This window comes from Microbacterium sp. 2216-1 (genome assembly GCF_046507855.1).
In the GTDB taxonomy this organism is placed as follows: domain Bacteria; phylum Actinomycetota; class Actinomycetes; order Actinomycetales; family Microbacteriaceae; genus Microbacterium; species Microbacterium esteraromaticum_C.
On record NZ_JBKFTM010000003.1, the window covers coordinates 268,041 to 288,750 of the forward strand.

The following is a 20,710-nucleotide window of genomic DNA, read 5'->3' on the forward strand; positions in this document are numbered from 1 at the left end:
GAACCGGTGCTGGTTGTAGCTGTATCGGGACTACCCCGGGAACGGGAGGAATCGTGGGTAAGAACTACATCGATATCGAAGACGACCACGGCGAGACGCTGCGCTACCGCAAGCACGTCAACGGACGCGGTCTCGTCGCGCACGGCGCGAAGGTGAATCCGAAAGCCTTCGTCGAGGTCGGCGCCTATATCGAACCCGGCGCGCGCGTGGGTGCAGGAGCGCGGATCGCGCGCGGTGCCTGGATCGAACCGGATGCCGTCATCGGCGAGAACGCGCGGATCGACGCGCACGCCCACATCGGCCCCGGCGCCGCCGTCGGCGACAGCGCCTGGATCGGCGTGCGCACCGAGATCGGCGCGGGCGTACGCGTCGCCCGGGGCACCCGCATCGGCCACGATGAGAGCGTCGCCCCCGGCCTGACCGTCATCCCCGATCAGAAGGGGCTGTGGCTGGCCGCCTGAGCTCAGAGTGAACAGCCCGCCGCTCTCCAAGCGCGCGGGCTGTTGCTTTGCCACCCGCCGTTCACAACTCCGGAGAAACGTGCGCCTGCACAGACCAAAGCCGCCAAATGCGGCTCCGGCAGGGTGAATCTCCGGAGTTGTGAACGCTACCGTCCGCGCACCGCAGCCGCGCTCACAGCGACCGGCGTTCGGAGAGCTGCAGCAGTCGTCGCGCCGTGGCCCCGTACGCCTCGACCGCCGTGATCGATACGCTGAACTTATGAAGAACGACCGGCGCCGCCCCGCCCGCGGGGGTCGCCCTGCCCGGCCGGGCGCGGGCAAGCAGACCCCGCAGAAGGGTAAGCCCGCGCAGAAGAAGAGCCCCGCGAAGAAGGCTCCGTCGGTGCGCTTCGACGAACCGTCACAGCTCCCCGAAGAGCCTCGCGTCTTCCGCCTGGGTGTGATTCCCGGAGCAACGCCGGGCAAGTGGGTCGACCTGTGGAAGCAGCGGATGCCGCACGTCGAGATCGAGCTGGTGCCCATCTCGGTCTCCGCTCAGCGGAGGCATCTCGACGAGCTCGACGCCGGGATCGTGCGGATGCCCGTCGAGCACCCCGATGCGCTGCACGTCATTCCGTTGTATGACGAGCTGCCGGTCGTGGTGGCATCCGCCGAATCGCATCTCATGGCCGGCGATGAACTGCAGGCCGATGATCTCGCGGGCGAGGTGCTGATCACGCCCGCCGACGACGTGCTCGGCGATCTCGGCCTGCCCACGGTCGCACCGCGCTTCGCGCAACTGGCGAGCACCGAAGACGCGATCGCCACCGCGGCAACGGGCACCGGCATCGTCGTGGTGCCGATGTCGCTGGCGCGCCTTCACCACCGCAAGGACGCCGACTACCGGCTGCTCGCGGGCGGGCCGACCTCGACCGTCGGGTTGGCCTGGCGGCGCGAGGCAACCACCCCCGATGTCGAGGCGTTCGTCGGTATTGTGCGGGGCCGCACCGCGAACTCGTCGCGCTGACGGCATCCGCTCTTCCCCCTCCCCCCTCACGAGGGGTCAAGAAACGCTGGGTGCACGGGCCTCGACCCGACAGATATTGACCCCTCGTGGGGGTGGGCTGGTGCGGGGCGAGCAGCGCCGGTGGCACGTATTGCACAGCGGCGCGTCTCTAGCGTCGAGGCATGGACACTCCCACGTACTTCACCAATCCCCCGTTCACTGTTCTCGGATTCGCCATCCGCACTGACGGCGCCGGGTCTCAGACGTCGATCCCCGCGCTCTGGGAACACATCCACAGCGAAGGTCTCCTCGAATCGATCCCTGGTCGCCGCACCGACAGCGTCTATGCCGTGTACACCCACCTCGAGAACGCCGGCGTCAACCGCGATGGGTGGTTCACCTTCCTCATCGGCGCAGAGGTCGATCCCGCCACTCCTGTACCCAACGGGATGACTTTGGTCACCGTGCCGCAATCCGCCCGGGCGACATTCAACGTGCCCGGCGCAGACCCGACACGCGTGATCGAGGCGTGGAGCGAGGCGTGGGGGTTCGACGACGGGCGAAAGACCTTCCTGTGCGAGTACGAGGAGTACGGCGCCAACGGCGTCTTCGTCGCACTCGGGGTGAGCGAACAGGGCTGATACGACGCCGTGGCATGCTGGATCGACCCTGCGCTGGTGCGCGACCCGACAAGGTTGCGCACCAGCGCCCAGCACGGCGAGGAGATGTCTTGGGGCCACGAGAGGTGTTGTCGTACGAGGAGCGCTTTGATCTCGTACTCTCGCACGTCTACGAGAACCTGGATCAGCCGCTGGATCTCGTGAGGATGGCAGAGGTAGCCGGTATGTCTGCAAGGCACTGGCACCGTATCTTCACCGCCGCCTTCGGGGAGACACTGCCGGCGCTCGTGAAACGAGTCAGGATGCAACAGGCGGTCGCCCTGCTGACTGAGGGCATCCCGATCCACGAAGTCGCCGGGCGATGCGGCTACCCGAACGTCTCCTCGTTCACCCGAGCGTTCCGGCACATGGTCGGCGTCACGCCTGCCGAGTACCGAACCGGTGGCGCGCACGTCGATCTGAACGTCGCACGCATCACCGACGACCCCCGGCGGTATCTCGTCCGCGACGTCGAGCGCGAGACAACGCGTTGCATCGCGATCCGCCATCGTGGCTCGTTCTTCACCATCGACCGGACGTTCCACGATCTGCGGGTCTGGCTTCTGGCGCACGGTCTGGCTCTCGATACCTGCGAGATGTACGGCGTGTACCTCTCGGACCCGTCTCGTACGGACACGGCGGACCTCGAGTCACTGGCCTGCGTCAGCGTGCCGGATGACTTCTCACCCGAGCTACGTCCGCTCTCGCCGGATGCCCCGACTCCGCAGTGGTACTTCCTGCGGGCGGGGCGCTACGCGGCGCTCACGCACGAGGGTGCCTACGCCGACATGCCGTCGAGCTACGCATGGCTGTTCGGCTGCTGGCTCCCCGCCTCCGGACGGACCCTGACCGACGATCCGGTGGTCGAGCATTATCTGAGCCCGACCCAGAGCGCACCGACGGCCGTGCGGACCGACCTGCTGCTGCCGCTGGCCGCGGCCTGACGTCAGCATCCCGCATCCCGCATCCCGCGCCCCGCACCCCACGAGGGGGTCTCCCCACGAGGGGTCAACGAACGCTGGGTGCGCGAGCCTCGACCCGACAGATATTGACCCCTCGTGGGGAGGGGTCGTGGGGTGGGCTCGTGGGGAGGGCACCGGGGGCGCCGAATAGAATCGCTCCATGTCTTCGGTGCTCTACGTGTGCGTCCGCCCCGAGCGCAGCGCGGCCGACGCCGAGCACCGCTCGTTCAGCCGCGGACTCGGCATCGGCCCCCTCGATCGCATCGACCTGATGCACACCCCTCTGCGCGCGATCGACTGGCAGAGCTACGACGGCTTCGTCATCGGCGGATCGCCGCTCAACGTCACCGACACCGACAAGAGCGCCGCGCAGCTCAGCGTCGAAGACGATCTGCGTCGTATCGCGCAGCGCGCGCTCGACGCCTCAGCCCTGGCGATGTTCACCTGCTACGGCATCGGCGTGGTCACGCAGATGCTCGGCGGAGAAGTACACACCGGTCAGCCCGAGCGCGCCAGCGCGACACGCGTCACCCTCACCGCCGCCGGCACCGACGACCCACTGTTCGGCCCGAGCGGAGACAGCCTCTCGGTCTTCACCGCGCACAAGGAGTCGGCCCGCGAGACGCCGCCGACGGCCGTGCTGCTCGCCACCAACGATGCCTGCACGGTGCAGGCCTACCGCGTCGGCGATCACCTGTACGCCACGCAGTTCCACCCCGAGGCGTCGCCGCAGGACTTCGCCGACCGCATGGCCGTGTATCGGGCATCCGGTTACTTCGACCCGGCGCAGTACGACGCGACAGAGCGCGCGATCCTCGCCGCGACCGTCGAGGGCGACGAGCTGCTCAACAGGTTCTCGCGGCTGGTCGGCGTCTGACGCCTCCCCGGCTGGCGCCGCCTGACGTGCGGCATCTTCAGCCGACAGCGAGCGAGATCTGCTCGTCGAGATATCCCGCCAAGGGCACGAACGGCGCTCGCGGCGCCCAGCGCACGTGCGGCTCACCGTCGACCAGTGCGAGCGGACCGGAGACGCCACCGGCATCCACCGTCGCGAGGTCGATGGTCACCCATCCGACGTGCACGACCTCACCTTCCGCGAACCCGCCCCGGTAGGCCTGCGCGCGCCGGTCTGCGCGGGCACGCGCCGACTCGGCGGCGTACCCACGGCGCACCGGCGCGGCAGCGCGCAGCACCTCGTTCGTCGCCAGCACGCCGTCATCGGTCAGCAGCAACACCCCGAGGTGCCATGCCTGCCCGGCGCGGACGATACGGGTCCCTCGCCACCGCGACGAGCGCTCACGTCCGAGACTCTCGCGTGGGACGGATGCCAGGCGCTCACGCGCGTCGTGCAACAGGGCGCTCGTGCTCGTCACAGTTCCCCCTGCGATTCGGATCCGGCGCGGGCCTGGACGGCGGCCCGGTCGCCGCGCAGCGTCATGCCGATCAGCGGGTACAGCAGCACCGACAGCATCCCCGCACCGATCAACGCCGCGGCGATGTGCGACCCGATCAGGTCGCGATCGACGCCGATCGCCGCGACCGCGACGATGATGGGCAACCCCGTCGCCGCGAGGAATGCGAGAGCGCTCCGATCGCGCATCCCCATGCCGTCGGAGGCTGAGAACTGGGCTGCCGTGCCGCGGATGATCAGCATCGCCAGCAGCAGCACCGGCACGAGCGCGGTCGCCAGCGGAGACTCCAGAAGTGCTTCCAGGTCGAACGTCACTCCGGTGTAGATGAAGAAGATCGGCACCAGGAACCCGAACGCGATCCCCTCGATCTTGCTGTCGACCTGGGCGGCATCCTCTTCATCGGCGCTGGAGATGACGATGCGCCATACGGTTCCGGCGACGAACGCCCCGAGCAGGATGTCGAGGTCGAGCCACAGGCTGAGCGCGACCAGCGCGGCGATCAACAGCAGCAGGAAGCGCACACCGAACTGCGCCGACGTGTGCAGGGTCGCACTCACGAAGGCGTGCAGCCTGCCGTGCGGAATGCGGCGCGCGGCGAAGACGGCCAGCAGCGCCAGCACGACGAACAGCAGCAGCACGACCGTGTCCACCGACGCCGAGCGCACGCCGAGAAAGATCGAGATCGCGATCAGCGGCAGGAACTCGCCCACGGTACCGATCACTGTGACGGCCCGTCCGAAGGGCGTCGTCAGCTCGCCGGCGTCGCGCAGGATCGGCATCAGGGTTCCCAGCGCCGTCGAGCTGAGGGCGATCGCGATGACGATCATGCCCTCGCCGGGGACGAGCAGGAATCCGACACCGAGTCCGAGCACGATGCTCAGCGCCCACCCGAGCGACGCACGGGCGAGCGGTCTGCGGCCGATCGTGGCGAAGTCGATCTCGGATCCGGCGAGGAAGAAGAGCATCGCGAGCCCGAACTCCGAGAACATGCCGATGAACTCGTTCGGATGCACCCATCCGAATACCGCCGGGCCGACCAGAATCCCGAGCAGCAGCTCGAAGACGACGACGGGCACGCGCATGATCGGCCCGATCGCCCGCCCGAGAAGCGGTGCCAGCACCGCGAGCAGCGGGATCAGGACCAGACCGAGTGCGCTCTCTTCCACCCGCTCAGCGTATAGCGCCTCAGACGCCGGTCTTGCGTCCGCCGATCACCCTGATCAGGAATGCGATCAACGCGATGACGCCGACGATCAGCGCCACCCACAGCAACCAGTTCAGAGCGGCGTTGAGCCCCGAGAAGATCGCGACGATGATCGCGATGATGATGATGATCACGAGCAGGCTGTTCATGATGAGCTCCTCTGCGTTGACGTGATGCGCGGATGCTCCGCACATCACGTCAGACTTTGCCCGGTTCGGCGCGGCCGGTCGCGGGGGTTGACGACGTCGGATGCCGGTGCTATCCCCCGCGCCGATGCGGCGGCCCTGTCGTCACCTGGTTCGCACCCGCGTGCGCATGCGGGCAGAATCGACAGATACCCCAGTTCAGGAGCATCCATGCCGCACACCGACACCGCACGCCTTCTTATCGCCTGCGACGACCAGCCGGGCATCGTCGCCGCCGTCGCGGGAACGCTGGCCGAGCACGGTGCGAACATCATCTCGCTCGATCAGCATTCGACCGATGATGAGGGCGGGCGCTTCTTCCAGCGCACGGTGATCCACCTCGACGGCCTTGCCGCGAAGCGCCCTGCTCTGGAGGCCTCACTCGCCGGTGTCGCCGAGCGCTTCGGCATGGACTGGTCGTTGCACGACACGGCAAAGCGCAAGCGCGTGGCGATCTTCGTGTCGAAATACGACCACTGCTTGCTGGAGCTGCTGTGGCGCACGCAGCGCGGCGAGCTCGACATCGACGTGACGATGGTGGTCTCGAACCACCCCGACCTGGCGGCGTCGGTTCGCTCGTTCGGAGTGCCGTTCGTGCACATCCCCTCCGGGTCGGATGCTGAGGCGAAGGCCGCGATGGAGGCCCGCCAGCTGGAGCTGCTGCAGGGCAACGTCGACCTGGTGGTTCTGGCGCGGTACATGCAGATCCTCAGCGACGACTTCATCGAGCGCGTCGGTGCGCCGGTGATCAACATCCACCACTCGTTCCTGCCGGCGTTCATCGGGGCGAACCCCTATGCGCGGGCCAAGGAGCGGGGCGTGAAGCTGATCGGCGCGACGGCGCACTACGCCACGGCCGACCTCGACGAGGGGCCGATCATCGAGCAGGACGTCACCCGCGTCACGCACGCCGAGTCGTCGGCCGAGTTGCAGCGCCGCGGCGCCGATGTCGAACGGTACGTGCTCGCCCGCGCCGTGAAGTGGCACGCCGAGGACCGCGTGATCGTGCACGGCCGTTCCACGGTCATCCTCTGAGCCGTTGCCCCTCACCGATGAGAGGGGCGTTTCCTCCTGAAGGGTGCGTTCGCCGAAGCGGCGGGTCAGGCGGGCAGGCCGGCCGCCAGCTCGGCGAACACCTCACGGGCGGTCTCGCCGCGCGCGAGCGGCGCCGACTGCCCCAGCCACAGCGACTGCAGCTCTCCGATGCCTCTCTCGCCGGCGACAGCACGGAAGCGCCCCGTGAGCCAGTTCTGCGCGGGGAAGGGCGCGATGGCATCGGATGCCTCGATCTCGGCGACCACGCGGTTTCGCGCCCCGCGGGCGAGCCGCCCGCTCATGGCACGGGTGAGCACACTGGCATCCGCACTCGTCGTGCGGATCGCCGCGCGGTGCGCGTCGTTCGCCGCCGACTCGGCGGTCGCGAGGAACGACGTCCCCACCTGCACGCCCGCCGCGCCGAGCGCGAACGCCGCGGCCACGCCGCGCCGGTCGGCGACGCCTCCGGCCGCGATGACCGGCACGCTGACAGCATCCGCCACTTGCGGCAGCAGCGCGAACAGCCCCACCAACGATTCCTCCGCGGGACGCAGGAACGACACCCGGTGCCCTGCGGCCTCGGCGCCGGTCGCGACGATGGCATCCGCCCCGCCCGCTTCGAGCGCGCGGGCCTCGGCGACCGTCGTCGCCGTTCCGATCACGCGGATGCCACGGCGATGCGCCTCCTCGACGAGCGCGCGCGGAGGCACACCGAAGACGACGCTCAGGGCGGCCGGCGCGGCATCCCAGATGGCGTCGAGCTGCTCGTCGAGCGAGGGCAGATACCGCTCGGGGCGCGGCGGAAGCTCCAGCCCCACCTCGTCGAAGTACGGCCGCAGGGCCATCGCGTACGCATCGTGCGCCGTGGTGGGCGCGACCTCGTCGCCGGTCGGCAGCCAGATGTTCAGCGCGAAGGGTGCGTCGGTCGCCGCGCGCAGCGCCGCGGCCGTCTCGCGAATGCGCTTGCCGTCATAACCGTAGAGACCGTACGAGCCGAGACCACCGGCCGCGCTGACGGCGGCCGTGAGCGGCACCGAGGAGAGCCCGCCGAACGGCGCCAGGACGATCGGATGCCGGATGCCGAGCAGGTCGCGCAGATCAGTCACCCTCCGAGGCTACGCCCGCCCGGGCACTCGTCGCGCTCACTCCTCGACGTGTACGGTCGGCTCCTCCGGCGGTTCGGGCACGACGCGCAGGCCGGTGGGCGAGTTGGCGGTGAACGCCAGCGCCTCGATCCACGCGCGGTTGATCTCGGGCTGCCTGCTGCCGTAGTACTTGAACACCAGCGAGCTGCTCGGCTGCACCCACACGGTCGTGCGTCCTCCGCCGACGCTGGCGTCTTCACGCCAGCTGAACGGGAACGGCTCCCCGCGCCGCAGTTTGGCCGTCATGACCATCTGCACGTGGGTGAGAGCCCGGTCCTCGATCTCGGTCTTGACGCTGCTCTCGTACACGAACTTGCCCATCTTCGTGCGCCTTTCTGCTGAGCGGTGTGTCCTGATCGAGAGCGGTGCGGCACCTGGAACCCTCCGCGTCAGTGGGGCAAGCTTAGCCCCATGGGATTGCTCTTCTACGGCGGCAACACAGAGCCGATCGAGATCGAAGATCGGGCGCTGGCGCACCTCAAGGTGGTCATCTCGACGAAGCTGCGTCGCAATGAGAGCTTCACCCTGTCGTGGCAGCATCCGGCCGACGGCCCGACGGGTCGGTCGACCATCTGGTTGCACCCGTCGATCCCGCTGCGGTTCGTGTTCAGCGAACCGGAGACCCCGCCGCTGAGCCCCGAGTGGATGAACGCGCTGGCCAACTCGGCCAACGCGCACGGTGGCATCACTCTGCTGCCCGAGCACCTCGACGGCAACTGACCTGCCGTGCGTCACGCCCTGACGTGACGCACGCTCTCTGTCAACCCCTTTCTGCTCACGACCGGGTGGTCGTTACGGTCGTGGCACACGAGCACCGCCCACGGGGACATCGCACGGACAGGGAGGACAGGGCCATGACCCTGACGCGAGAGATCATGACACCGAACGCCCAGTGCATCGGCGAGAACGACGCGCTGTCGATCGCCGCCGAACGGATGAGCGCGCATGACATCGGGGCCCTGCCGATCTGCGGTGAGGACGGCCGCCTCAAGGGCATGCTGACCGATCGGGACATCGTCGTGAAGGCGGTCGCGATCGGCCTGGACCCCGAGACGACGAACGCCGGCCGGTTGGCCGGCGGTCGCCCCGTCGTGGTCGACGCCGACAGCGAGGTCGAACACGCCCTGACCCTGATGCAGGAGAACCGGGTGCGCCGGCTTCCGGTGATCTCCCACCGCCGTCTGGTCGGCATCATCAGTCAGGCCGATATCGCCCGCCACCTGGCGGCGGTCACCACCGGCCGCACCGTGGAAGCGATCTCGCGCTGAGAAGAGGAGGAGACGACATGGACGAGCGACAGCCCGGATACCATCCGACGACGACGCACGCGGGCTGGGGAGCAGGACGGCCGCATCTGCGCATCACCGGAGCGGACGATGAGCGCAGCACCTTCGACATCACCGTCGACCAGGTGACGATCGGTTCGGGTGCCGGAAGCACGCTGCTGCTGCCGGGCGCCGACGCGTTGCACGCCACCATCGTCCACGACGATCGTGACGAGTACGTGTTGACCATGCACGGTGCGGGCGCGATGAACGCCAACCGCGAGGAGGATGCCGAACCGCACTCCGAGATCCTGCGCACGGGCGCCCACTTCACCATCGGCGAGTGGTTGCTCGTCTTCGCCCGGGAGGAGTTCGCCGACCACGGCCGCCCCTTCGGCGGACGCGAGGGCGGTGAACTGTCGGATCAGGACTCGCAGCCGGCGCGCCCCGACTATCGCGGGGACGACGAGCGCCCGCGAGGGCACGAGGTGCGGGACGGTTGAGCGGCGCCGCGACCGAAACGGCGGATGCTACGCTCAGACCTCCTGACCGGAGGCGCGCATGATCGAGACGATGAGCACCCTGCTGCAGCTGTTGCTGTCGGCGCTCGGCGCCGTGCCCGTTCCCGGCCCCGGGATGCTGGGCATGGCCGCTGTGCTCGTCGCCCTGGCCGTCGTCGCGGTGACGCTCGCCGTCTTGGCGCCGCAGACGAGCATCCGCACCACGACACGTGCGCTCCGCTGGATCGATCTGTCGACGCGGCTCGCGCAGAGTCACCCCGATGCCGACGGGCATCCGCGTCCGCGAGCGCCGGGGGCGACGTTCGCCGCGTGACCCCCGGCTGAGGAAGCGCCGTCCGGCGCCCGACGCAGAACGTGGGATACGCGGCTTTCGCCGACCCTTCCCGCACTCGCGATCGGACGCATCTTGGACATCTTCGCCCTGCCCCCTCTGACTCTTCTGCTCGACGGCGCGTATCGCGCCCTGCTCGCCCTCTCGTATCTGTTCGAACCGGTGGCGAGCACGAATGCGGCCGCGCTCGCCGTCGTGGCCGTGACCGTTGTCGTGCGCATCCTGCTGATCCCGGTCGGTATCTCTCAGGCCAAGGCCGAGCAGATGCGCGCACGGTTGGCCCCGAAACTGCGCGACCTGCAGAAGCGGCACGCCAAAGACCGGGAGCGGCTGCAGCGCGAGACGTTCGCGCTGTACAAGGACGAGAACGCCTCACCGCTGGCCGGTTGCCTGCCGCTGATCGTGCAGGCCGCGGTCGTGGGTGTGCTGTACACCCTGTTCTTGCGGCCCGAGATCGCCGGGCACCCGAACGAGCTCCTCGCCCAGGATCTGTTCGGCGCTCCGCTCGGTGACTCGCTGCTGACGGCGGTCGGCGGCGGACTGACCGTGTCGACCGGCATCGTCTGGGCGGTCGTGCTGGTCGTGATCCTGATCGTGGCTGAGATCACGCGGCGGGTGTTCCGCCCGCAGGTTCCCGATGAGGGTCCGCTGGCGGCTCCCGGGATGCTGGGTGTGCTCAACGCCCTGCACTATCTGACGGCGGTGTTCGCGGTGTTCGTGCCGCTCGCCGCGGCGCTGTACCTGGTCGTCACGGTCTCGTGGACTCTGGCGCAGCGCGCGGTGCTGCGCCGGCGCTACCCGTTGCCGTCGCAGTAGCCGGCGGCCGGCGCATCGGCATCAGCGGGGTGCGATGCCGATGCGCAACGGCGCATCGGGGGCCGCGGCGGCAGCCAGTGCGGCGTCGAGATGGGTGAGCGGATGCACCGCACCGACCACCTCGTCGAACGGGTAGGCCGCACCGTGGCGTTCGAGGAACGTCACCGCGTCGGCGAGGTGACCCGCCGCGTAGTTGTGCACGCCGGTCACCGTCAGCATCCGCCGCACGATCGACTCGGCATCCATCGGCACAGGATCGGCGGGAAAGACACTGCCGACCAGCACGACGGTTCCGCCGACCGCCACATCGGTGAGGGCGGTCGAGACGGCATGGCCAGAGGCCTCGACCACGATGTCGGGTTCTGCGGTCGGATCGGATGCCCGCGCTCCGAACCTCTCGGCGAGCGCAGCGCGCTTCGGGTTCGGGTCGCGCACCTCGACCTGCGCACCGCGCGAGGCGGCGATCGCCGCGGCCGAGAGGCCGACCAGGCCGGCGCCGTGGATGCGCACCCGCACGCCGTGTAGCGCGCGCCCCTGGGCCGCGCGGTCGATCGCCGCCATCGCGGTCGCCGTCGCACACGAGGCCGGCGCCAGCACGCCCGCCGGCAGCGCCTCGGGAACGCGCACGAGGGCCGTCCCGCGACGCAGCTGGGCGTGACTGGCGAAACCACCGGTGAGTTCGCGTCTCGGTGCGATGCGCTCGTGGCCGTACTTGCCGAGGTCGCGGCACTTCTGCGTCATGCCTGCCTCACAGCGATCGCACGCACCGCACGACACCGTCACCGACCAGACCACGCGGTCACCGACCCGCAGCGGGGTGCCGCCGACGGCCTGGGCGCCGGCGGCGCCGATGGCGATCACGCGCCCGACGCTCTCGTGCCCGAGCACGAGCGGAGTCGGAGCGGGGCGCCGTCCCTGCACGGTGTGCACATCCGAACCGCACACGGTCGACAGCTCGATCGCGACAAGGACGTCTTCGGGGGCGAGGGTCACACCGGGAACGGCGACCGGTTCGTGGGGGTGGTCGACTCCGATGAAGGCCATCGTCGCGGCCGCCGGACGCAGTACGACGTCGCCGGACCTGCCGTCGGCGTCGGCGTCTCTCGTGCGCGGCGGCCTCGACGCCGCCCGCAGTCCTGCGCGCACGTCAGCGGGCCGCAGAGGCGGGTTCCGACGCCAGCGGCGCTGCCGCCAGCAAGCCCCGCTCGGCGAGCACCGGACGCAGGTCCGCCACGCTGCGCAGCACCGCATCGGGCTGCGCCCCGAGGAGCGCTGCCTCATCGTGGGCACCGGTGAGCACACCGGCGACGAAGCCGGCCCCCGCGCGACGTCCGGTCAGGACGTCGCTGGCCGTGTCACCGACGACCGCGACCGCCTGCACCGATGATGCCCCGGTACGCAGCAGCGCGGCCAACACCAGATCCGGATGCGGACGCCCGCGACCGGCATCCACCGGTGACAGGGCGACATCGACCAGGTCGCGCCACCCCAGCGCCTCGAGCAGTGCATCGCGCGTGACCGGCGCGAACCCGGTGGTCAGCGCGACCTGCACGCCGTCGTTCCGCAACTGTTCGATCGCTGCGCGCGCTCCCGGAATCTCCTCCGCGCCGTGTTCGGCGATGATCTCGTCGTATGCGGTCTCGAACGCCGCCGTGGCACGCTCGGCCGCCACGCGGTCACCCCCGGCCAGGTGCGTGAACACCTCGATCTTGGACTGCCCCATCGTGTCGCGCACGTACTGCAGTGCCTGATCCCATGGCATGCGGTCGGCGACGCCGGTGCGTTCGGCGGCGCGCTGGAAGGCGCGCTCCACCACGCCGTCATCGCGCACCGTGGTTCCGGCCATGTCGAGCACGACGAGTTCGATAGCGGTCATTGGTGGGCCTCCTGAAGATGGGGGAAGAGGGCGGTCTCGGCGAGGCCGAGCCCGCAGGTCATACCGATGCCGGTGGTCGCGGCGAGCACGAGAACACCATCGGCGGGGGTCTCGATGAGGAACTCATCCGGCCCCGATGCGTACACGCCCTGCCAGCGCTCCAACACGCGGATGTCGTCGACGGCCAAGAGCCCCCGTGCCTCCTCGAGCAGTGCCGAGAAGGCGGCCTCGGGCTGGAACGGCGCGGGTTGCACCGCCTTGGCATGGGTGTCTCCGACGATGAGCGAACCGTCCGGGAGCTGGGTGTACATCTGGTTCAGATCGAGCGCGGCCAGGTCGGGCCGCTCGGTGTGCAGCCGCGCGCGCAGCACGTCGGCCTCGGGCAGTGCTGCGAAGCGTCCGTACCGCACGAGCGACCAGCCGGTCAGCAGCGGCGCCGCCAGTGGCGTGGGCAGATCGACCGCCACGCGCATCATGTCGAGGGCGCACCGCTGCACGCCCGCGCGCTCGGCGAGCTCGGGCAGCAACTGATCGAGGTCGTGGTTGACCGCCACCACAATGCGATCGGCATCGATCGCACCGCGCGAGGTCTGCACACGACCGGCAGCGATGGACGTCACCGCGGTGCGGAAGAGGAACTCGACACCGGCGGCTGCGAGATGACGGATGATCGCGGCGGGCGCCTCGCGCGGGTTCACCTGCAGGTCACCGTCGACGATCGCGCCGCCGATCACACCCTCGTGCCGCACAGGTGCCTGCTCACGGAGCTCGTCCGCCGTCAGCAGGCGCATGCCGCCCTCACGTGCTGCCGATGCCAGCAGCGCCTGCTCGTCGTCGTGTCGAGCGGCGATGAGGGTGCCCGACTCGCGCACCCGGAACCCGGCGTCGTGCCCGAGACGCAGCCAGATGTCGCGGCTGACTTCGCCGTACTGCCGCGCCTCGCCGATCTGCGCTCCGATGCAGATGTGCCCGAAGTTGCGCACGGTGGCTCCGACCGGCCCTTCTGTCCGGTCGATCACGATCACACGGTGGCCACGTCGCACGGCGGCGTACGCGGCACCGAGACCGACGATTCCCGATCCGACGATCACCACGTCGGCCTGTGTCGCGTTCATCGGAACACCTTTCTCATCCACATCGCCAGCCCCTCCACGGCGAGCACGGTGACCAGGATCATGATCACGATGCTGCCGACGAGCTGGTAGTTCGACCCCTGCCCGGCATTGAGCAGGTAGTAGCCCACACCGCCGCCGCCGACGATGCCGAGCAGGGTGGCCGCGCGCACGTTCGTGTCGAGCATGTAGAACGTTTGGCCGATCAGCGCCCGCGCCCCCTGTGGCACGGTCGCCCCGGCATACACCTGGAGTCGGGTGGCTCCGGCGGCCATGAGCGCGCGTTCCGGACCGCGATCGACCTCTTCGAAGGAGTCCGCGATGAGCTTGCCGAGCAACCCGATGCCCCCGATCGCGAGCGCGATGGTTCCCGCCTGCGGTCCGAGTCCGGTGATGATGATCAGCACGATCGCGAGGATCAGTTCGGGAACCCCGCGGATGATCACCAACAGCAGTCGGAATCCGCCCCGCGTGGTGGGCCCGGGTGCGACGTTGCGTGCGGCCAGCGAGCCGACGATGAGCGAGAGCACGAAGGTGATGAGCGTCGCCGCCAACGCGATGCGGATCGTGTCGAGCATGGCCGCGGCGATGGTCTCGAATCCGTAGCTGCCGAAGTTCGGGGGCCAGAACGACGCGAGCACCGTCGGCACCTTGCTCCAGAAGGTGGCGAAGTCGCTCCAGACGATGTCGCTGACGATGATCGATCCCACCACGACCGCCACGGCGATCCATGCGGCGATGGTGTTGCGCACGCGGATGGCCGTCCACGGGCGGCGCGCGGCGTCATCGATGCTCGCGAATCCCCGGCTGTGAGCCGCGGCAGGGCGCGCAGCTGCCCTGCGTCGGAACAGACGGATGAACACGCCTCGGCCGGCGTCCTTCTCGCCGAGCATGGCGACGCGCACCGCGCTGGAGATGATCTCCATCACGACGCACAGCAGGAAGATCACGAGGGCGATGCCAAGACCCAGCCCGTAGTTCAGCGATTTGAAGGCGTACGACATCTCCAGCCCGAGTCCGGCCACACCGACGTAGCCGAGCACCACCGAGCCTCGGAGGTTGATGTCGTTTCGATGCAGCACGGTGGCGACCCAGCTCGGCAGCACCTGAGGCAGGATGCCCGCGGTGAACTCCTGCAGGCGGGTGCCGCCGCCGGCGCGGATCGCCAGGCGGGGTCCTTCGTCGATCTGCTCGATCGCATCGGCGAACATCTTCGAGATCATGCCGATCGAGTGGATGCCGATGGCGAGGATGCCCGGGAGCGTGCCCAGCGAGAACATCAGCACGAACACCATCGCGAGCACGACGTCGGGCAGCGCCCGGGTGAACACACCGATGAACCGGGCGATGGCGCGTGCGCCGGCACTGGGGCTCGTGTTCGCCGCAGCCAAGTAGGCGATCGGCACGGACAACGCTGCGGCGAGCAGAGTGCCGGTGAGCACGAGACCCACCGTCAGTACAGTCAGGTGCAGCAGCTCGGCCGGCTCGGGAAAGCGCAGGCCCCCGACGCGGGCGAAGAAGTTCTGCGCGTTCGTCATGCTGTCGGCGACGCCCGCGAAGGTGATGTTCAGGTCGATCAGCGCACCCACCGCGAGTCCCGCGATGACCACGAGGGTCAGCCCCGCGCTGATCCGTTCCGGGCTGAGCCGTCGGCGCGGGGCGCGAGCGATCAGCTCATCTGCCGCAGAACCGGGGGCGGCGGTCGACGGTGCGAGCAGGGTCATGCCACCGGCTCCGCGACGCGCAGCTCGTCCTCCAGCATCCGCATCTCGGCGGTGGTGGTGGCCACGCGGCCGTAGATCTCCATCACCTGGGCCTTGTCGAGGCCCGAGGTCGCGGTATCGAGCACCACCTCGCCGTGCCTGAGCCCGACAATACGATCGGCCCAGTCGATGGCGAGGTCCACCTGATGCAGGCTGCAGACCACGGTGAGTCCCTCGTCGGCGGCGATCTGTCGGATCAGCGACATCACCTGCGAGCTCGACTCGGGGTCGAGCGAGGCGACCGGTTCGTCGGCGAGCAGCACCTCGGGGTTCTGCATGAGGGCGCGGGCGATGGCGACGCGTTGCTGCTGACCGCCCGACAGGGTATCGGCACGCTGGTAGGCGCGGTCGAGCAGTCCGACGCGGTCGAGGTGCCCGAGCGCACGCAGCCGGTCGGCGCGCGAGTAGGACCACAGCCCCAACCGGGGACCGCGCAGCGCCGACAGCGCCCCGGTCAGCACGTTCTCGAGCACGGTGAGCGATCCGACCAGCTCGAACTGCTGAAAGATGAAACCGACCCGGCTGCGCAGTTGGCGCAGCCGGCGGCCGCGCAGCGCGGGTACGTTCTCGCTGAGCACGCCGACCGTGCCGGCGGTGGGCAGTTCCAGTGCATCGATGTGCCGCAGCAGGGTGGACTTGCCCGATCCCGAGAGGCCGAGCAGGACGACGATCTCGCCGCGCGCGACAGTGAGGTCGACATCGGTGAGCGCCCGGGTCGCGCCGAAGTGCTTCGTGAGCCCCTCGATGCGGATGACCGGCTCTGTGTTCGTGTTCATGCTCGTCTCTCTCGGGATCGTCGGTTCACCGGCGGATCACGCCTGGCACTGGCTGGCGTTGGTCTTCTTGCAGATGTCGCGGATCAGGTCGTAGTAGGCGTCATCGACGGGCTTGGTCTCGAAGAACACCGAGCGGAAGCCCTCGGAGTCGGCGCTGGTGATTCCGGCGCCGACGATCTCGTCGATGCTGACCTCGGCGAGCAGGTCGACCAGTTCGCTCTTGAGCTCCTCGGGCAGGTTGTCGGAGTAGACCAGGGGCGCGCCCGGAACCATCGTCTCGGCGATGACCTTGACCTTGTCGGACTTGGCGACCTCGGAGTCCTCGGCGAAGCCGACCTCGCACTCCTTGCCCTCACCGGTCTTGGTGACGCTGACGTCGTGCTTTCCGGCGAAGACGGGAGTCACGTCGTTCTGCGGGTCGATGCCGGCGTCGAGCAGGTTGTAGCTCGGGAACAGGTAGCCCGAGGTCGACGACGGGTCGACGAAGCAGACCTTCTTGCCGGCGAAGTCGTCGATGGTCTCGACGTCACTGTCGACGGGCGCGATCGCCATCGAGTAGTAGCCGGGCTCCTGCCCCTCCTTGGTGACGATCGACGAGATCGGGGTGAGCTTGGCGCCGTTGTTGGTGGCCGTGATGTAGGTGAATCCCGAGAACGAGGCGACGTCGACCTTGCCGGCGATGGCGGCCTCGATCAGCGCGGCGTAGTCGGTCGACTCGTGGTACTCGACCTTCTTGCCGGTCTCCTGGGCGATGTACTCCATGAGGGGGCTGTAGTTGGTCTCGGTGTCGACCGAGTCCGGGACCACACCGAAGACGAGCGTGTTCTCATCGACGGCGAAGCCCGCCGAGGATGCGGCGCCATCGGCGGGCGCCGCGTCGGCGGTGCCGGAGCAGGCGGACAGGCCGAGGGCGAGAGCTGCTGCACCGGCCAGGACGGGAAGAGCACGAAGCTTCATGAGGACCTTTCGGAGATCGAGGGGGAAGGCGTCCGTCAGAGACTCTTGCAGGCCACAGCGCGAGAAAGGTACCTAACTCGGGAAAGTTCAGCGGTCGTTCACCCGTGATTCCGGCAGATGACGAGTTGGGAAACAGCACAACCCGAGCGGACTGCGCCAAGTAGTATGCCGATGTGGCCGAACTTGTCTACACGCGTATTGCCGATGACCTCCGGGCTCGGATCGCCGACGGCGACCTGCGCCCCGGCGACGACGTGCCCACCGAGGCCGAACTCGCCGAGCGCTGGAACACCTCGCGCGGCCCGATCCGCAACGCCCTCGGCGTACTGCGCGCCGAAGGGCTGATCGAGACGCACCGCGGGCGCCCCGCACGCGTGGTCTCACGCAAGGCGAATCAACCGGTCGACACGTCTGTGCCGTTCACCCGCTGGGCGCGCGATCTCGGAGTGACTCCCGGCGCCGTCACGCAAGAGCTGAGCCTTCGCCGCGCCGATGCCGAGACGGCCGCCGCACTGCAGGTCGCCCCGGGCGAGACGATCATGAGTGTCGTGCGCCTACGGCTGCTCGATGGTCGCCCCACCATGCTCGAGCGGCTGCGCTACCGCGAAGACGTGGGCAGGCTGCTTCTGGACGTCGACACCGATGCCATCTCGATCACCGAGTACCTCGCGTCGCGGGGCCACGGAATCGTCGGGCTGCAGCACGAGATCGACGCGGTGGCTGCCGATGCGCAGGATGCTGCTCTGCTGCGCGTCGCCCCGGGATCCCCGATCCTCCGCCTGAGCCGCATCTCTCGAGACGCCGACGGCCGTGTCTTCGAGGCCTCGGAGGATCGCTACCTCAGCGAAGTGGTGCGGTTCACCGTCGCCGCGTCCGGCATCTCGGATCACGGACAGTACCTACGCGCCGTGGGCGGCTGAGTCACCGGCATCCGACTCCGCACCGCCACCGCTCAGAACGCGAGCAGCACGACCCCGGCGACGACCACCAGCGACGCGGCGATCCTGAGCCCCGGTCGAGACTCCTTCAGCACGAACGCGCCGAACAGGCTGATCAGCACGACGCTGACCTCGCGCAGCGGCGCGATCAGCGCCACAGGCGCGATCGTGATCGCCTGCAGCACGAGGATGTACGACAGCGGCGAGAGGATGCCGAAGGCGATGATCCTGCGCCACTGGAGCCGCCCCAGTTGCCACACCGCCCTCCAACGGCGTCCCACCGCGGCGCTGTAGACCGGCACCTGCAACAGCGTCGCACCGACCATGAAGGCCACCGGCGACAGGCTCCATTCGCGCACGGCGTGGGCATCCCAGATCGTGTACGTCGCGATCATCACCCCGGTAAGGACGCCGAACAGCACCGCGGGGTCGAGACCGCGGCGGGGAGCCGACGCGCTGCGGTCGATGAGGCCGACGGCGATGACGCCGACGAGCACCAGGGCGACACCGCCCAGGGCGATCGCCGAGGGGCGCTCGCCGAGAAGCACTACGGCGATGATCACGGCCAGGAACGGGCCGCTCCCCCGCGCGGTCGCGTAGACGGTCGAGAGATCGCCGAGCTGGTAGCCGCGTTGCAGCACCGCCATGTAGAGCACGTGCAGCACCGCCGAGACTCCGATGCCCAGCAGGAAGCCGTGCACGTCGTCGGTTCCGAGACCGCCGGTGAACGGGATGACGCCCACCCAGATGATCGAACTCGCCACGGCTCCCCACCACAGGAACGGCACCCCGGCGCGGCTGACGTTGTGGGCGATGACGTTCCAGGCGGCATGAGCGACGGCGGCGCTGAGCGCGAGCGCGATGGCGACGACCGGCATCCGATCCCTTCTGCCCGAGGGCGCGACGGACTGAAGACACCGTCGCCTCACACTATCCCGCCGCGTCGAGCGGGCTCTTCCGCCGCCGTGACCCACGGCGGCTAGGCTCGGTGTCATGCCTGCTGCCTCTGCCGCCCACTCGCACGCCGCCGACCTCGCCGATTTCGTCGCCGCATCACCGTCGAGCTACCACGCCGCCGAAGAGGTCGCCCGCAGGCTCGAAGACGCCGGTTTCACCCGCCTCGACGAGGCCGACGCCTGGCCCGCCCAGGCCGGTGGCCGCTACGTGATCGTGCGCGACGGCGCTGCCATCGCCTGGGCCGTTCCCGCGGACGCCACCCCGACCACCCCCGTCCACGTGCTGGGTGCCCACACCGACTCCCCCGGGTTCAAGCTCAAGCCCAAGCCCACCACGGGCGCCAAGGGCTGGCTGCAGGCCGCCGTCGAGGTGTACGGCGGCCCCCTGCTGAACTCCTGGCTTGACCGCGAGCTGCGCCTCGCCGGCCGCCTGGCACTCGCCGACGGCCGCGTCGTGCTCGCCGCCACGGGTCCCCTGCTGCGCCTTCCGCAGCTGGCCATCCACCTCGACCGCGGGGTGAACGACGGCCTCGCGCTCGACAAGCAGACCGGCACCCAGCCGGTGTGGGGCCTCGGCGAGCCCGAGTCGGCCGACATCCTCGCCGAGCTCGCGGCGGCCGCGAACGTCGACCCCGCCGAGATCCGCGGCTTCGACGCGGTCGTGGCGGATGCCGCCCACGGCACGATCTTCGGCAAGGACGACGCGTTCTTCGCCTCGGGGCGCCTGGACGACCTCGCCTCGGTGCACGCCGGTGTCGTCGCACTCATCGAGGCCGTCGGCTCCGGGGCATCTGGCACCGTCATCCCCATGCTCGCCGCGTTCGACCACGAAGAACTCGGCTCGGCATCGCGCTCGGGCGCAGCGGGGCCGATCCTCGAGGACGTCCTCGAGCGCATCTACGCCTCTCTCGGGTCGGATGCCGAAGACCTGCGCCGCGCGTACACGTCGTCGTGGTGTCTGTCGAGCGATGTCGGCCACTCGGTGCACCCGAACTTCGTGCAGCGCCACGACCCGGTCGTGCAGCCGGTGCTCGGCTCGGGACCCATCCTCAAGATCAACGCCAACCAGCGCTACGCCACCGACGCCGTCGGAGCGGCCGCCTGGGCATCGTGGTGTGAGTCGGCCGGCGTGGGGTCGCAGGAGTTCGTGTCGAACAACGCCGTGCCATGCGGTTCGACGATCGGACCGATCACCGCGACCCGCCTGGGCATCCGCACGGTCGACGTCGGCATCCCGATCCTGTCGATGCACTCGGCGCGCGAACTGGCCGGCGTCAGCGACCTGTACGACCTCTCCCGCGTGGCGCGGGCGTTCTTCGCCGTCTGATCTCACCCCAGGAGGGCGAGTACT

25 protein-coding genes are annotated in these 20,710 nt (G+C 69.2%); 13 read left to right on the forward strand and 12 right to left on the reverse strand.

The features are described 5' to 3' along the window. Nucleotides 1–53 precede the first annotated feature (53 nt). The 5 genes from ACLD0U_RS11360 to ACLD0U_RS11380 all read left to right on the forward strand — a co-directional run bounded on the left by ACLD0U_RS11360 (nt 54) and on the right by ACLD0U_RS11380 (nt 3,944). Nucleotides 54–461 carry a transferase gene (locus ACLD0U_RS11360; RefSeq protein WP_179410013.1) on the forward strand — a complete coding sequence of 136 codons (408 nt, stop codon included), beginning with the start codon at nt 54–56 and terminating at the stop codon, nt 459–461. Nucleotides 462–720: 259 nt separating this feature from the next. Next, entirely contained in the window at nt 721–1,467 is a 747-nt protein-coding gene (locus tag ACLD0U_RS11365) for a LysR family substrate-binding domain-containing protein (RefSeq protein ID WP_410340667.1), read from the forward strand. Between the two features lie 161 nt (nt 1,468–1,628). Next, complete coding sequence (locus ACLD0U_RS11370) at nt 1,629–2,087, forward strand: GyrI-like domain-containing protein (RefSeq protein ID WP_410340668.1); 459 nt, start codon at nt 1,629–1,631, stop codon at nt 2,085–2,087. Between the two features lie 185 nt (nt 2,088–2,272). Then, nucleotides 2,273–3,049: a GyrI-like domain-containing protein gene (locus tag ACLD0U_RS11375; RefSeq protein ID WP_224818908.1), complete on the forward strand. Its 777-nt coding sequence runs from the start codon at nt 2,273–2,275 to the stop codon at nt 3,047–3,049. Nucleotides 3,050–3,227: 178 nt separating this feature from the next. Continuing rightward, nucleotides 3,228–3,944, forward strand: coding sequence for a glutamine amidotransferase-related protein (locus ACLD0U_RS11380; protein ID WP_410340669.1), 717 nt, complete (start codon nt 3,228–3,230; stop codon nt 3,942–3,944). Between the two features lie 37 nt (nt 3,945–3,981). Here ACLD0U_RS11380 and ACLD0U_RS11385 read toward each other — a convergent pair whose 3' ends face one another. Genes ACLD0U_RS11385 through ACLD0U_RS11395 form a run of 3 tightly spaced genes read right to left on the reverse strand, consistent with a single transcriptional unit; the run spans nt 3,982 to nt 5,832 of the window. Further along, entirely contained in the window at nt 3,982–4,440 is a 459-nt protein-coding gene (locus ACLD0U_RS11385) for a glutaminase (protein ID WP_206821834.1), read from the reverse strand. Continuing rightward, nucleotides 4,437–5,645: a cation:proton antiporter gene (locus ACLD0U_RS11390; RefSeq protein WP_410340670.1), complete on the reverse strand. Its 1,209-nt coding sequence runs from the start codon at nt 5,643–5,645 to the stop codon at nt 4,437–4,439. Before ACLD0U_RS11390 ends, ACLD0U_RS11385 begins: the two co-directional genes overlap by 4 nt. A gap of 19 nt (nt 5,646–5,664) precedes the next feature. Next, nucleotides 5,665–5,832 (reverse strand): hypothetical protein, encoded by a 168-nt coding sequence (locus ACLD0U_RS11395; RefSeq protein WP_206551426.1) that lies wholly within the window; start codon nt 5,830–5,832, stop codon nt 5,665–5,667. Nucleotides 5,833–6,039: 207 nt separating this feature from the next. On the opposite strand from ACLD0U_RS11395, the gene purU reads away from it, so the two are divergent. Beyond that, on the forward strand, nt 6,040–6,903 hold the full coding sequence (purU, locus tag ACLD0U_RS11400; RefSeq protein WP_179410005.1) for a formyltetrahydrofolate deformylase: 864 nt from the start codon (nt 6,040–6,042) through the stop codon (nt 6,901–6,903). Nucleotides 6,904–6,968: 65 nt separating this feature from the next. On the opposite strand, the gene ACLD0U_RS11405 is transcribed toward purU, so the two are convergent. Both ACLD0U_RS11405 and ACLD0U_RS11410 read right to left on the reverse strand, forming a co-directional pair. After that, nucleotides 6,969–8,009 (reverse strand): NAD(P)H-dependent flavin oxidoreductase, encoded by a 1,041-nt coding sequence (locus ACLD0U_RS11405; protein WP_410340671.1) that lies wholly within the window; start codon nt 8,007–8,009, stop codon nt 6,969–6,971. A gap of 36 nt (nt 8,010–8,045) precedes the next feature. Beyond that, nucleotides 8,046–8,369 (reverse strand): ATP-dependent DNA ligase, encoded by a 324-nt coding sequence (locus ACLD0U_RS11410; protein WP_179410003.1) that lies wholly within the window; start codon nt 8,367–8,369, stop codon nt 8,046–8,048. A gap of 90 nt (nt 8,370–8,459) precedes the next feature. Here ACLD0U_RS11410 and ACLD0U_RS11415 point away from each other — a divergent pair, with 90 nt between their 5' ends. The 5 genes from ACLD0U_RS11415 (at nt 8,460) to ACLD0U_RS11435 (ending at nt 10,981) form a co-directional block, all read left to right on the forward strand. Then, nucleotides 8,460–8,768: a hypothetical protein gene (locus ACLD0U_RS11415; protein ID WP_206551423.1), complete on the forward strand. Its 309-nt coding sequence runs from the start codon at nt 8,460–8,462 to the stop codon at nt 8,766–8,768. 134 nt (nt 8,769–8,902) lie between these two features. Beyond that, a complete protein-coding gene (locus ACLD0U_RS11420) occupies nt 8,903–9,316 on the forward strand; it encodes a CBS domain-containing protein (RefSeq protein WP_179410001.1) in 414 nt (137 codons plus the stop codon). A 17-nt stretch (nt 9,317–9,333) separates the two neighbouring features. Beyond that, nucleotides 9,334–9,816 (forward strand): FHA domain-containing protein, encoded by a 483-nt coding sequence (locus ACLD0U_RS11425; protein WP_179410000.1) that lies wholly within the window; start codon nt 9,334–9,336, stop codon nt 9,814–9,816. A gap of 70 nt (nt 9,817–9,886) precedes the next feature. Continuing rightward, nucleotides 9,887–10,147 (forward strand): DUF6412 domain-containing protein, encoded by a 261-nt coding sequence (locus ACLD0U_RS11430; RefSeq protein WP_410340672.1) that lies wholly within the window; start codon nt 9,887–9,889, stop codon nt 10,145–10,147. 93 nt (nt 10,148–10,240) lie between these two features. Beyond that, nucleotides 10,241–10,981, forward strand: coding sequence for a YidC/Oxa1 family membrane protein insertase (locus ACLD0U_RS11435; RefSeq protein ID WP_410340673.1), 741 nt, complete (start codon nt 10,241–10,243; stop codon nt 10,979–10,981). Nucleotides 10,982–11,002: 21 nt separating this feature from the next. Here ACLD0U_RS11435 and ACLD0U_RS11440 read toward each other — a convergent pair whose 3' ends face one another. Genes ACLD0U_RS11440 through ACLD0U_RS11465 form a run of 6 tightly spaced genes read right to left on the reverse strand, consistent with a single transcriptional unit; the run spans nt 11,003 to nt 17,465 of the window. Then, entirely contained in the window at nt 11,003–12,127 is a 1,125-nt protein-coding gene (locus tag ACLD0U_RS11440) for an alcohol dehydrogenase catalytic domain-containing protein (protein WP_410340674.1), read from the reverse strand. Nucleotide 12,128: 1 nt separating this feature from the next. Beyond that, nucleotides 12,129–12,857, reverse strand: a complete 729-nt coding sequence (locus ACLD0U_RS11445; RefSeq protein ID WP_410340675.1) for a phosphonatase-like hydrolase — start codon at nt 12,855–12,857, stop codon at nt 12,129–12,131. Continuing rightward, complete coding sequence (locus tag ACLD0U_RS11450) at nt 12,854–13,972, reverse strand: TIGR03364 family FAD-dependent oxidoreductase (protein WP_410340676.1); 1,119 nt, start codon at nt 13,970–13,972, stop codon at nt 12,854–12,856. The genes ACLD0U_RS11445 and ACLD0U_RS11450 overlap by 4 nt, the downstream gene beginning before the upstream one ends. Beyond that, nucleotides 13,969–15,693, reverse strand: a complete 1,725-nt coding sequence (locus ACLD0U_RS11455; protein ID WP_410340677.1) for a PhnE/PtxC family ABC transporter permease — start codon at nt 15,691–15,693, stop codon at nt 13,969–13,971. The genes ACLD0U_RS11450 and ACLD0U_RS11455 overlap by 4 nt, the downstream gene beginning before the upstream one ends. Beyond that, a complete protein-coding gene (phnC, locus tag ACLD0U_RS11460; protein ID WP_410340678.1) occupies nt 15,690–16,508 on the reverse strand; it encodes a phosphonate ABC transporter ATP-binding protein in 819 nt (272 codons plus the stop codon). Before phnC ends, ACLD0U_RS11455 begins: the two co-directional genes overlap by 4 nt. 36 nt (nt 16,509–16,544) lie before the next feature. Then, a complete protein-coding gene (locus ACLD0U_RS11465; RefSeq protein ID WP_179409993.1) occupies nt 16,545–17,465 on the reverse strand; it encodes a phosphate/phosphite/phosphonate ABC transporter substrate-binding protein in 921 nt (306 codons plus the stop codon). A gap of 173 nt (nt 17,466–17,638) precedes the next feature. On the opposite strand from ACLD0U_RS11465, the gene ACLD0U_RS11470 reads away from it, so the two are divergent. Then, nucleotides 17,639–18,385: a GntR family transcriptional regulator gene (locus ACLD0U_RS11470; protein WP_206821827.1), complete on the forward strand. Its 747-nt coding sequence runs from the start codon at nt 17,639–17,641 to the stop codon at nt 18,383–18,385. Nucleotides 18,386–18,417: 32 nt separating this feature from the next. Here the strand turns inward: ACLD0U_RS11470 and ACLD0U_RS11475 are convergent, their stop codons facing one another. Further along, nucleotides 18,418–19,281 (reverse strand): EamA family transporter, encoded by an 864-nt coding sequence (locus ACLD0U_RS11475; protein WP_206821826.1) that lies wholly within the window; start codon nt 19,279–19,281, stop codon nt 18,418–18,420. 115 nt (nt 19,282–19,396) lie between these two features. Here ACLD0U_RS11475 and ACLD0U_RS11480 point away from each other — a divergent pair, with 115 nt between their 5' ends. Next, nucleotides 19,397–20,686, forward strand: a complete 1,290-nt coding sequence (locus ACLD0U_RS11480; protein WP_410340679.1) for a M18 family aminopeptidase — start codon at nt 19,397–19,399, stop codon at nt 20,684–20,686. Nucleotides 20,687–20,710: the final 24 nt, after the last annotated feature.